Consider the following 12,439-nt stretch of genomic DNA (forward strand, 5'->3'; position numbering starts at 1 on the left):
AAAGAAATGAAGAAAGAAAAGAAAAAAGAGAGAAGAAGATAACAAAAGGAGAAAGGAGGAAATAAATCCCTTTGAGGGATGGCGAGAGTCAAAAGCGATAGCTTGAACGAAGAGAAAGCAGCGCCTTGAGACGCGAGCAAGCAACATAGGCTTATAGCCTCAGAGAAAACCTCGTCTTTTAGGCGTGGTTTTTATTTACTCCAATTGTCATAGCGAGAGTAAACATGTAAGTTTTGTAATTGTTGAGTTTGATTTTAATGAAACAGATAAAATTGAAAAAATTAGGTTCAAAAATTATTTGAATTCATTAATATTACTTGTTGAAGACGATAGTAAAATAATTGGTGATCATTCACTTGAAGGAATGAAAGTATTATCAGTGTTAAAGGATTATTGGTATTAAGTAATTAATAATGATAAAGCGGTACGATTATCTAATAAATTAGACTTTGAAATCATCAGAACATATGACAAATATATGTGTATTTAAAATATTATGATACTTATTTAATGAATTTATATTTAAAATAAAAACAAGTAGAGGGAAAGCTACTTGTTTCTATCATTCAGATAGAGGGAAAACTATCTGTTTTTATATTGATATCAGGGAAAGGATATCATGAAGAGTAGTCAATTAGAGAAAGGATTGAAAAAACTATTTAAAACTATCCTGACTACAGTTGTTAGTATAGAAAATAACTATCGTTAGAATTAGTTATAATTGTACCAAAATAAATTTTATTTATGGTTAATTATGGTTTAGAAAAAATAGTGATTAAAATGTAGTGAGAAATTTATAATTTATATTAGTGATCAATATTTTTAAGGTATGTTGTAAATTGAAAATAATTTTATAGATTCAATATTAAAAATGATTGAATTTATTATATAGATACGGTATAATCATACTTGCCATTACAATAGGCGGCTTCGAACCATGTCAGGACCGGAAGGTAGCAGCATTAAGAATCCCCGTCTATGTGTAGTGGTTTTTTGTATAAAGGAGAAAGTCATGGATCAAGATCTTGAATTTATGGAAATTGCATATCAAGAGGCTTTAAAATGTTTAGATATGGATGAAGTGCCAGTAGGAGCAGTGATAGTTAAAGATGGAAAGATTATTGCATGTGGACGCAATCTTCGTGAAACCAGTAAAAGAGCAACGGCACATGCTGAGATAATAGCAATTGAAGAAGCCTGTCGAACATTAAACTCATGGTATCTTGATGAGTGTACATTATATGTGACTCTTGAACCTTGTGTAATGTGCTCTGGTGCTATAATTAATAGTCGAATTCAGCGAGTTGTATTTGGTGCTTTTGAATCACGCTGGTTAGCCCTAACTACGATTTATCAATCGGATATTCCTGTTAATCATCAGCCCGTGATTGTCTCCGGGGTATTAGGAGATAAATGCTCAAAAGTGATAAAGGATTATTTTAAAAACAAACGTAAGCGGGATAAAAGTTAATTCTTTTATCCTTTTTATTAGATAATATAGTATAATAAATAAGAATGAGGAGTGATTAGTGATGTCATATAAAGCTTTATATCGGTCATATCGGCCCCAAACATTTGGAGAAGTTGCCGGTCAAGAACATATTGTAACAACTTTGAAAAATGCTATTAAAGAAAATAGAATTTCACATGCTTATTTATTTGCCGGACCACGTGGAACAGGGAAAACAACAGTAGCTAAACTTTTAGCCAAAGCATTAAATTGTACTGGTGAAAATCCTCCATGTGATCAATGTCCTAATTGTAAGGCTATTACTGTTGGGGAACATCCTGATGTTATTGAAATTGATGCTGCGAGCAATAATGGGGTTGATGAAGTTCGAGACTTGATTGATAAAGTAAAATATGCACCAATTAATGGTAAATACAAAGTATATATTATTGATGAGGTTCATATGATGTCAACTGGTGCTTTTAATGCGCTATTAAAAACTTTAGAAGAACCACCAGCTCATATTGTTTTTGTTTTAGCAACTACAGAACCGCATAAAATCTTGCCAACAATTATTTCTAGATGTCAACGATTTGATTTTAAGAAAGTAGAAAACCATGATATTATTTCAAGATTGGAATATGTCTTAAAATCTGAAAATAAAAAATATGAATTACCTGCACTTGAAAGTGTTGCTAAATTAGCTGAAGGTGGAATGCGGGATGCTTTAAGTATACTTGAACAATGTTTGGCGTATAATAATGAGTTGACGGTTGAAAGTGTTAATATGGTATATGGCTTGCTATCAATGGATAATAAAATTTCATTTATTAAACAATTATTATCTAAAGATATAAAAGGGGTTTTGACTTCCCTTGATAATATGTTAAGTGGCAGTATCGATATTAAGCGGCTTACTTTTGATTTAGTTGATGTATTAAAGGATATTATCATTTATAAAAATACTCAAGATGTTTCAATTTTATTCGTTTTAACACAGCAAGATGTTGATAATTTGGCACCGTATATTTTGGTAGAAGAAGCTTTTGAAATTATTGATATATTAATTGAAGCTAGCAGTCATTACAGTCAATCTTTAGATGCTAATACATATTTTGAATTGGCTATGCTTAAAATATGTAATCGTATTAAAGAAGAAAATAAATTAGCAATTGATAATTCTAAAGCAATTGAACAGGTAAATATTTTACCTGTAAAAGATACTGCTAAAGCGATACCTGTGGTTGAGGAAACAGATTCACTTCCAGAAGAAGTAATTGAAGATGAGATTATCGAGGAAGAGTTAAATAAAGGGGTTATTGAATATGATCCGGAAATTGAAGAAAGTATTCCTGAAGAATTAAAAGCTAAGGCTGATGATATTACAGAAACGGTGGTTCCTGAAGAAGTTGCTGAGGGAACTCTGGAAACAGTTATAAGTAATAGTGATGTTTCTTTGCCTGTTGGGGAAGATATTTCCCAGGAAATTGATGAGAATATTATTGTAAATAAATCACCAGAAAATATTGAGGTGTCTTTTAGTGATATTTTAAATATTTTAGTTCAAGCTGATCGCCGGGTTTTAAATGATATTAAAGAAAAATGGACAGTTATTGCTAGATATCGATTCAATTTAAATACTGCTAAATTTGCCTCAATGTTATGTGATGGTAAGCCAGTTGCTGCTGCCCCAGGAGGAATAATTGTAGCTTTTGAGCATCAACCAAATGTTAATGAGGTGAATGAAACTCAAAATTATTATCAGTTAAAGAATTTTTTAAAAGAGGTTCTTGGTGAAAATTATGATTTTATTGCAATTAAAAATTCACTTTGGCCAGATATGCGCTCAAAGTATATTGATATGAATCGGGCGGGAACATTACCCGCACCTGAGCCAATTGTTTTACATCATATTGGTGAATTTAAAGAAAAGAGAGCTGAACTAAATGATGCTCAAGCTATGGCGGTTGAGTTATTTGGTGATTTGGTTGAGTTTGAAGAATAAAAGGAGGTTACGATGAATTATCCCCAAGCATTCCAAGATTTAGTTGATTGTTTTAAGCGTTTGCCAGGTATTGGTGGAAAAAGTGCAGAACGATTAGCATATCATGTTTTATCAATGGATAAAAAATATGTAGATGAATTTTCTGCAGCAATTGGCAGTATTCAAACCAAAATTCATTATTGCAAAAAATGTGGTCATATATGTGAAGGTGAAATTTGTGATATTTGTCAAGATCCAGACCGTGATCAGACGACTATTTGTATTGTTGAGGATCCTAAGGATGTTTTTGCGATGGAAAAAGTAAAAGAATATCATGGCTTATATCATGTCTTACATGGCGCTATGTCAATAATGGATGGTAAAACAATGGATGATTTAAATATTGCAAGTTTATTTGAGCGTTTAGACGACTCGATTAAAGAAGTAATTATTGCGACCAATCCAACTCGTGATGGAGAAACTACAGCTTTATATTTAGCTAAATTATTATCAAAAAAGAATATTAATACTAGTAGAATCGCTAACGGATTACCAATAGGAAGTAATATTGACTATGCTGATGAATTAACATTGTTAAAATCGTTAGAAGGAAGAAAGAAAATATAAACGCCTCATATATTTATATGAGGTGTCTTTTTATGCGTAGAGTTTTATTTGTAATTACTCGAGCTTTTGTAATTTTATTGATTTTAAATATTTTAACAAATAATTATTTTAGCTATAACTTTATTAATATATTTGTACTCTCAATGTTATCCTTACCAGGAATTATTGTAATTTATATCATCTCATTATTATAAAAAATCCGGGAACCGGATTTTTTATTCAATAGGAATATATGTGTTTGTTGTAATTTCTTTTGGAGCTTTTTTAGGTAATGTAATCTTTAACTCACCATTATCATAACTAGCTCGGATATCTTCTTGTTTAACTTCATCCCCAATGTAGAAACTTCTTGAACAAGTACCAGTAAAACGTTCTTGACGAATGATATTTCCTTGATTATCAGTTTCCTTTCCATCAGTAGATTTATTAGCTGTAATATTTAAATAACCATCTTTTAGTTCGATGGAGATATCTTTTTTATCAAAACCAGGTAACTCCATATCAAGTACATAATTATCGTCTACTTCTTTTACATCTGTTCGCATATGAGTACTTGTTCCTTTGAAAAAAGGATCACTAAACATATTTTCAAAAACATCATCAAAAGTAGCAAAACCAGGTAGTAATTTCATATAAACCATCTCCTTTGTTAATAATACAAAATTGAAATTACTTCATGTAATCGATACTTCCTTTGGATTACACTTATATTATAATACATTTTTTAGCACTGTCAAGTATAGAGTGCTAAAAAAACTATTAAATTGTAACAAAACCATACATATGGTATAATTTGGTGTGAATTGTTTTTGATTTAAAGATTGAAAGGAAGATAAAATGAAGGGTAAATTCATTACGTTAGAAGGACCAGATGGTAGTGGAAAAACAACTGTGTCAAAAATAGTTGTTGAACAGCTCCAAATGGAAGGATATAAAGTATTATTAACTAGAGAGCCTGGTGGAATTGATATAGCTGAACAAATAAGGAAGATTATTTTAGATACTAATAATATTACAATGGACGCACGAACAGAGGCATTATTATATGCAGCAGCTCGACGTCAACACTTAGTTGAAAAAGTAGCTCCGGCTTTGAACGATGGATATATTGTAATTTGTGATCGCTTTGTTGATAGTTCATTGGTCTATCAAGGTGTAGGGAGAAAAATAGGAATAGAGGAAGTTTATCAGATAAATCAGTTTGCAATTGGTAATATTAAACCTGATGCTACTATTTTCTTTGACTTGCCATATGAAGTAGGACTAGCTCGGATCAATAACGGTGAGCGAGTGGCAGATCGCTTAGATTTAGAATCTGATGATTTTCATAAAGATGTTTATAATGGTTATATGACGATTTGTGAAAAGTATGCTGAGCGAATTACTAAAATTGATGCAAGTAAGACAATCGATGAAGTTGTTGCGCAAGTGATAAATGTAATTAAGAGTAAATTATGAAAGAGTACATAGAAAAGAATCAACCGATTTTTTATAATTTAATAAAAAATGAATTTTCACAACAACGGATTCCGCATGCTTTTTTATTAATTGGAAATAATACTAACATTCCTTTGACTTATCTTGCAATGTCATTGATTTGTGATGAAACATTAGCTTGCGAAAATTGTAATGATTGTCGTAAAGTTAAAGAAAATAAATATAGTGATATTATTCGATTTAATGGTAAAGATAATTCTATAAAAAAGGGTAATATTGAACTGATTCAAGATACCTTTAAAAAGTCTTCTTTAGAAGGAAAAGCTAAGATATATATAATTGAGAATATTGAATATGCTACAAAAGAAGCGATGAATACGTTACTTAAGATGCTTGAAGAGCCAACCGAGGGGATTTATGCAATTTTTACTGCTAATAATGCTAGTCGGGTATTACCAACTATTTTATCTAGATGTCAGGTAATTGATATTAAGCCTGATAGCAAAGAGGTTATAATTGGTGCTTTGTGCCAAGATGGCATTACTAAGGAATCTGCTCATATTTTAGCTTATTTGGCCCCTAGTATAGAAGAAGCTAAGACTTTATACGATGAACGCTTTGAATATATGCAATTGCAAGTAATAAATTTTATTGAGGATTTATTTTTAAAGAGAGCTAATTTGATTATTAATACTCAGACTAATTTATTAAAAAAATATAAAGAGCGTGATGATATAAAATTGTTTTTAAATATGTTAGTATTAGCGATGAAAGATATGTTTCACGTGAAACATACTGATGATATTGTATATTGTGAACATCAAGAATTTTTGAGAAATATAAAAATTGATGAGAGTCAATTGATTAAACAAATAGAAATTATTTTAGAAACTATTTATACTATCGAAAGCAATGCTAATGTACCGATGCTGATGGATAGTATGATGTATAGACTATAGAAGGGAGATATTATGGAAAAAATTAAATTGGCAAGTGTTAAATTTAAAAGTGTTGGTAAAGTTTATTATTTTTCAACAGATATCGAATTAGATAAAGGTGATAAAGTAGTAGTTGAAACAGCACGTGGAGTAGAACTTGGTGAGATTTCACAGTCATTAAAATCAATAAGTGAATTTAATTTAGATACAGAATTAAAAAAAATTACAAGAAAAGCGACACAACGTGATATTGAAGCCTATAAGAAAAATATAATTGATGCCCAAGAAGCTCTAGTTACTTGCCGTGATATTATTTCACGTTATGATGTAGACATACAATTGACTAATTGCGAATTTACACTAGATAAGGCAAAAGTGATTTTTATGTATACATCAGATGTACGGGTAGATTTTAGAGAATTATTAAAAGAATTAGCTACGGTATTTAGATGTCGTATTGAATTACGACAAATAGGACCAAGAGATAAAGCAAAAGTAATAGGTGGGATGGGAACTTGTGGATTACCACTTTGCTGCACATCATTACTTGGTGAATTTAATGGAGTATCAATTAATATGGCAAAAAATCAAATGCTAGCTATTAATATTGAAAAAATATCTGGAGCTTGTGGTCGTTTGATGTGCTGTCTTAAGTATGAAGATGAAGTTTATACAATTGAGAAACAACGTTTTCCTAAAATTGGCAGTCGAGTAAAATATGAAGGAAAAGATGTTAAAGTATTAGGACTTAATGTTATTAATGATCTTGTTAAGATCGATAATGGTGGTGCAATTATCTTTGTTAATCTTGATGAAATTAAGTTTAAACAAAAAGATAATAAATAATGTCTGATCAAGAAGTATTAAATTATTTATTAGCTTATAATAATATGAAAATTATCCAAAGAAAAGATATGTTTAATTTTTCTTTGGATACTGTTTTATTAGCTAATTTTTGCACCATAACTAAAGATGTTAAACAAATTATTGATTTTGGTACTAATAATGCGGCAATTCCGTTACTATTATCACAGCGAACCAATCGTCCGATTACTGGGATAGAAATCCAAAAAGAAGCAGTTGATTTAGCAATTAAGAATATTGAATTAAATAATTTAGAAACACAGATTAATATTGTTCACGCTGATATTGCAGAATATGTCAAAGATGCTAAAAAAGTTGGCCTAGTTATTTGTAATCCACCTTTTTTCAAAGTAGATGAGGATAGTAATTTAAATGAAAATGAATATTTAACAATTGCGCGCCATGAAATTAAGATTAATCTAGAAGGAATTATAAAGAGTGCTGCTCGAATACTTGATAATAAGGGAAAGTTTGCCATGGTTCATCGTCCCGATCGGATGATTGATATTTTGAATTTAATGCAAAAGTATGATATTGAACCAAAAAGAATTCGTTTTGTTTATCCTAAGATTGATCGCGACAGTCATGTTTTATTAGTTGAAGGAATGTATAAAGGAAAAAAAGGATTAAAAATTGAACCACCTTTATATGCACATAATGCAGATGGTAGTTATAGTAATGAGGTAAGAAAAATGTTTGGAGAAAATATTGATGAATAGACAAAAAAGTTTTCAAAATGACCGGCCATGTTTATATTTAGTTGCCACACCAATTGGTAATTTAGAAGAAATGACTTATCGAGCAATTAGAACTTTACAGGAAGTTGATTATATTGGTGCTGAGGATACCAGAAATACTGTTAAAATATTAAATCATTATAATATTAGAACTAAATTAATTTCCCATCATGAGCATAATTTAGGGCAATCGATTCCTAAATTGATTAATTTGTTGCTTGATGGTAATAATATTGCATTAGTTAGTGATGCTGGTTATCCAGCTATTTCTGATCCAGGTTATGAATTAGTAAAAGCTGCAATCGATAATGAGATAAATGTAATTCCAATTAGTGGGGCTAATGCTTGTTTAGATGCATTAGTAGTTTCTGGAATTGCTCCGCAACCATTTTTATTTTATGGCTTCTTAGATCATCAAGATAAGAAGAAGAAAAAAGAGTTGCAGGTATTAAAGAATTATCAAGAAACGATTGTTTTTTACGAATCTCCGCATCGTATTACTAAGACACTTAAATTAATGGAAGATATTCTTGGAGATCGACCAATTGCACTTTGTCGGGAAATAACTAAAAAACATGAGGAAATTTTACGTGGATCTATAAGTGAAATTACTAAAGTTGCTGGTGATTTAAAGGGAGAAATGGTTATTGTTGTTTCTGGCAATAATAATGTTATAGAAGAGACAGTTTTTGAGCAAACTATTGTTGAACATGTTGATGAATATGTTAGCAAAGGAATGACTGTTAAGGATGCAATTAAAGAGGTTGCTAAATTAAGAAATATTAAGAAAAATGAAGTATATGCTACATATCATCAAAAGGACGAGTAATTCGTCTTTTTCAATTAAATAAAATTCTTAAAAGTTTCACGTGAAACATTAAAAAAGATGTTTTATTAGCAATACAATAAATTTGATTTAATTCGACAAATATCGTATTATATGTATGGCGAAAGGATGGGAAAGTTATGGAGTATAGGCACGCAATAAATAATAGAAGAAAATTAAAGAAAAAACCAACAATTGCCCTAGTAGTAATTGTTGTTATAGCAATTTTATTAGGAGGAATATTTTGGTTTATTAACCGCGAGGGACCGTATGATAAGTATAAAGTATATAATAAAGATAACAAGAAATTTGGAACAGTAGAACACTATGAAAAAGACGATGATAGTTTCTTTATTTCATTATATTATCCAAAGACAAAAAACAGTAATTTAGATAAAATTGTTAAAGATTATCAAGAAAATTATGTAAAAGAACAAAAGATTAATAAAAATAGTAAAGATATATTATACATGGACTACTCAATCAATGAAGTATATAATCAGTTTATTAACTTAAAATTTAAAACTATTCGTTATGATGAAGATGACAAAGTAGTAGAAACAAAAGAAAAATTATTTACTTATGATACAAAAAAAGAAAAGATTCTAACTGTTGGAGACAGTTTAAGAAATACTTTTAAAACAGTGTTAGCTAGTAGTCAAGGAATTGATAAAGTAGATGCTAAAAGTAACAATTTAACAGTAGAAAAAGATAAATTAATTATTTACACTACTGAAGATTTGAAAAACAAGATTGAAGTTAATTATAAAGATAATAAAGAATTAATCAAATTAGCGAATAAGAATATACCTTCAGATGCACCTTTAGATGTTGCAGGACCTGCTGCTCAGCCTGAAGTTGATCCAAACAAGAAAATGATTGCTTTCACTCTTGATGATGGACCACACAAAACAAATACTTTAAAAGTAGTTGAAATGTTTGAAAAATATAATGGTCGTGCAACTTTCTTTGAATTAGGGAAAAATATTACTTTATATCCTGATGTGGTAAAAACAGTCTATGAACATGGTTTTGAGATTGCTAGTCACTCTTGGGATCATCCAGATTTAAGAAAGTTGGATGCTGAAGGACTTAATAAACAAATTGTTGATACACAAAATGCAATTTATAAGATTACTGGTGCTGAACCTACATTAATTAGACCACCATATGGTGCTTTCAATGATAATGTAAAATCAGTAGTCAAAAATAATGGAATGGAAATTGCTCTATGGAGTGTTGATACATTGGACTGGAAGTTAAAAGATGCTAATAAAATAAAAGAGACTATTATTAATAATTCATATGATGGTGCAGTAGTTTTATTACATGATATTCATAATTTCTCTGTTGAGGGATTAGAAATGGCTTTGGGAGAACTTTATAACCGTGGTTATCAATTTGTTACTCTTGATACGCTTAAACAATATAAAGATTTGAAAACAGTTTTTCGCTAGTATATGCTAGCGAATTTTTTTACACAAAAAACCATATTTTTAATGTATCTATTATGCAATTGTTTAATATAATCATGATTGGGGTGATTAAATGAATCAAGAAATGATTAATGCTTTTCAAGAACAGAGGCATTTTGAAGAATTGATGCAACCTTATCGGGCAGCTATTATGATTGTAAAGACTAAACTAGAAATCATAGATCAAGAATTGAAATTTAAATGTGAACATAGTCCAATTCATAATATTCAGAGTCGAATTAAATCTCCACAAAGTATTTTAGATAAATTAGAAAGAAAGGGGTTTAGTAAGAACTTTAATAATATTAAAGAGTTAAATGATATAGCTGGCCTGCGAGTGATTTGCCAGTATATCAATGATATTCAATACATTGCACAATTACTAGTTTTACAAGATGATGTAATACAAATAAAACACAATAATTATATTCAATATCCTAAAGAGAATGGTTATCGTAGTTTGCATTTGATTGTGAGTGTACCTGTTTATCAAAGAGAAGGGATGATGCAAGTACCGGTAGAAATCCAAATTAGAACTATTGCAATGGACTGTTGGGCATCGTTGGAACATGAATTAGCTTATAAAACTAATTTTGTTGCTAATAATGATATTAAACAGCGTTTAAAATGGTGCGCCGATATGATGGCTAAGACTGATGAAGAAATGCAAAAAGTTTATTTAGAGTTGAACCAGCCTTGGAGTAACAAAAAATGTTTCACGTGAAACATTTTTTGTTTAATATACTTTTCTAAGTAGAGTTGTTAGTATAAAAATATAAATACATAGTATAATATATACTTTTTAAGAGGCGATTACTATGATATATATAGGTACTATATAGTAGTAAGTAAAAAAATAACCTGTAAGCATATATAAAATGATAAGTAGTTATTTGAATTATAATATTGAGCATATTGTAAAGGTAAACAAAGTATATATGCTTATTTTGTCTATAAAACAGAGTAGCAAAAATATTGTAAGATATTTTTTGTGAAGATAGGTTAAGTAATTATTATTGAGAAATCACATTAGTTTATTTGAAACATAGCTAATATGAAGAAAAAGTAATGTATTTTGTGTAGTGGAAGAAAGTAAACTATTTTTAAATCCATATGATAATGTTGTAAGAGTAGTTATTTTAATAATTGGTATTAATAAAATAATAATGAATAATTTATTTCTAATAGATTTTTAACTTAGATATTAAATCATTGTATATTCATAAAGAAAATAATAACTGTGGTTAAGCTAAAATAAAAATTATATTTATACATTAATTAGTTTTGATTCTTTTAAAGAAGTCAATGATAGTATGGCACAACTTGTTATCTATAAATATTACTGGGCAAAGTAGTATATGTTAGCAATAAGATATTTGTGAGTGCTTAGATAGTAATGGATATATTATTTTCTATAAGATATACGCTATTAATAAAAAAATAAAGGTAAGTTATTGTGAAATTGTTTAAATATTAAAATAAATGTCTAATTATTACTGCTATCGAGGTAGAATTATATCCACGATAAGATTGTAATTTTTTCCAATTATATGAAGCAATAAATAAGTTTCAACAGAAATAAAAAAATATTAAAGAGAGTTAATGCTTGATTCAAAATGTTTCACGTGAAACATTTTGAATCAAAGAAAGGATTAAGTATGTGAGCAAAGAAATAATTAAAAATTAAAGAAGTACTTATTAAAATTGCTACATACTATTGTTCCCACCCAAGAGAAGATGGGATTTTTAAAAGCTGATGATACAATACTAGTTTTATTACAAAATTTTTTAACAGCTAATAATGTTAAAGCTAGTGAATATAGTATGGAACAACGGGCAACATATGTTTATCATTTAATAAATGAAAAATAGATATTTATAATAGATAATTCATATGGAAGAACATTATTAGTCTAAATTTAATTTGACTTTAGGCTTAGAGTTTGCTAAAGTTAAGAGTGGAAAAAGCGAAGATGGGAAGATGTTAAAGTGGCGCATATAGAGACTTAGTGGCAGGTGGAAACTAAGAGTTAAACTTTAAGTGATGGCCCCGGAGCTGTTATCTTGAATAGTTAAAGATAATCGTTTGACTTGCGTTAAA

General features: G+C 29.3%; 13 protein-coding genes, 1 other RNA gene and 1 other annotated feature (1 of these 15 cut by a window edge). Of the genes, 13 read left to right on the forward strand and 1 reads right to left on the reverse strand.

What is annotated here, in order from left to right; translation table 11 throughout:
* Window positions 1-909 precede the first annotated feature (909 nt).
* The 5 genes from ffs (at window position 910) to KSU54_RS13025 (ending at window position 4,255) form a co-directional block, all read left to right on the forward strand.
* Window positions 910-995, forward strand: an RNA gene (gene ffs, locus KSU54_RS13005) — signal recognition particle sRNA small type.
* A gap of 17 nt (window positions 996-1,012) precedes the next feature.
* The gene (locus tag KSU54_RS13010) at window positions 1,013-1,471 is read left to right on the forward strand and encodes a nucleoside deaminase (protein WP_009009600.1); all 459 of its coding nucleotides are present in this window, start codon (window positions 1,013-1,015) and stop codon (window positions 1,469-1,471) included.
* Between the two features lie 61 nt (window positions 1,472-1,532).
* Entirely contained in the window at window positions 1,533-3,455 is a 1,923-nt protein-coding gene (gene dnaX, locus KSU54_RS13015) for a DNA polymerase III subunit gamma/tau (protein ID WP_008792531.1), read from the forward strand.
* Window positions 3,456-3,467: 12 nt separating this feature from the next.
* The gene (gene recR, locus KSU54_RS13020; protein WP_003535470.1) at window positions 3,468-4,061 is read left to right on the forward strand and encodes a recombination mediator RecR; all 594 of its coding nucleotides are present in this window, start codon (window positions 3,468-3,470) and stop codon (window positions 4,059-4,061) included.
* 32 nt (window positions 4,062-4,093) lie between these two features.
* Window positions 4,094-4,255: a hypothetical protein gene (locus tag KSU54_RS13025; protein ID WP_003535469.1), complete on the forward strand. Its 162-nt coding sequence runs from the start codon at window positions 4,094-4,096 to the stop codon at window positions 4,253-4,255.
* A gap of 21 nt (window positions 4,256-4,276) precedes the next feature.
* On the opposite strand, the gene KSU54_RS13030 is transcribed toward KSU54_RS13025, so the two are convergent.
* Window positions 4,277-4,693, reverse strand: coding sequence for an Hsp20/alpha crystallin family protein (locus KSU54_RS13030; RefSeq protein WP_003535468.1), 417 nt, complete (start codon window positions 4,691-4,693; stop codon window positions 4,277-4,279).
* 205 nt (window positions 4,694-4,898) lie between these two features.
* On the opposite strand from KSU54_RS13030, the gene tmk reads away from it, so the two are divergent.
* From tmk to KSU54_RS19180, 8 genes are all read left to right on the forward strand, one after another.
* Window positions 4,899-5,519, forward strand: a complete 621-nt coding sequence (gene tmk / locus KSU54_RS13035; protein WP_003535467.1) for a dTMP kinase — start codon at window positions 4,899-4,901, stop codon at window positions 5,517-5,519.
* Complete coding sequence (locus tag KSU54_RS13040) at window positions 5,516-6,457, forward strand: hypothetical protein (protein ID WP_003535466.1); 942 nt, start codon at window positions 5,516-5,518, stop codon at window positions 6,455-6,457. The genes tmk and KSU54_RS13040 overlap by 4 nt, the downstream gene beginning before the upstream one ends.
* Window positions 6,458-6,469: 12 nt before the next feature.
* Complete coding sequence (gene ricT, locus KSU54_RS13045) at window positions 6,470-7,282, forward strand: regulatory iron-sulfur-containing complex subunit RicT (protein ID WP_217760788.1); 813 nt, start codon at window positions 6,470-6,472, stop codon at window positions 7,280-7,282.
* Window positions 7,282-8,019 (forward strand): tRNA1(Val) (adenine(37)-N6)-methyltransferase, encoded by a 738-nt coding sequence (locus KSU54_RS13050; protein WP_003535464.1) that lies wholly within the window; start codon window positions 7,282-7,284, stop codon window positions 8,017-8,019. Before ricT ends, KSU54_RS13050 begins: the two co-directional genes overlap by 1 nt.
* The gene (gene rsmI, locus KSU54_RS13055; protein ID WP_008792529.1) at window positions 8,012-8,866 is read left to right on the forward strand and encodes a 16S rRNA (cytidine(1402)-2'-O)-methyltransferase; all 855 of its coding nucleotides are present in this window, start codon (window positions 8,012-8,014) and stop codon (window positions 8,864-8,866) included. The genes KSU54_RS13050 and rsmI overlap by 8 nt, the downstream gene beginning before the upstream one ends.
* 137 nt (window positions 8,867-9,003) lie before the next feature.
* On the forward strand, window positions 9,004-10,320 hold the full coding sequence (locus tag KSU54_RS13060) for a polysaccharide deacetylase family protein (RefSeq protein WP_008792528.1): 1,317 nt from the start codon (window positions 9,004-9,006) through the stop codon (window positions 10,318-10,320).
* Window positions 10,321-10,411: 91 nt separating this feature from the next.
* Window positions 10,412-11,062: a GTP pyrophosphokinase gene (locus KSU54_RS13065; protein WP_009009604.1), complete on the forward strand. Its 651-nt coding sequence runs from the start codon at window positions 10,412-10,414 to the stop codon at window positions 11,060-11,062.
* A 1,013-nt stretch (window positions 11,063-12,075) separates the two neighbouring features.
* The gene (locus KSU54_RS19180) at window positions 12,076-12,210 is read left to right on the forward strand and encodes a hypothetical protein (protein WP_003535451.1); all 135 of its coding nucleotides are present in this window, start codon (window positions 12,076-12,078) and stop codon (window positions 12,208-12,210) included.
* Window positions 12,211-12,299: 89 nt separating this feature from the next.
* Window positions 12,300-12,439, forward strand: a binding site (T-box leader) (it continues 59 nt past the right edge of the window).

Source organism: Erysipelatoclostridium sp. MSK.23.31 (assembly GCF_019125875.1).
GTDB lineage: Bacteria > Bacillota_I > Bacilli_A > Erysipelotrichales > Coprobacillaceae > Thomasclavelia > Thomasclavelia ramosa.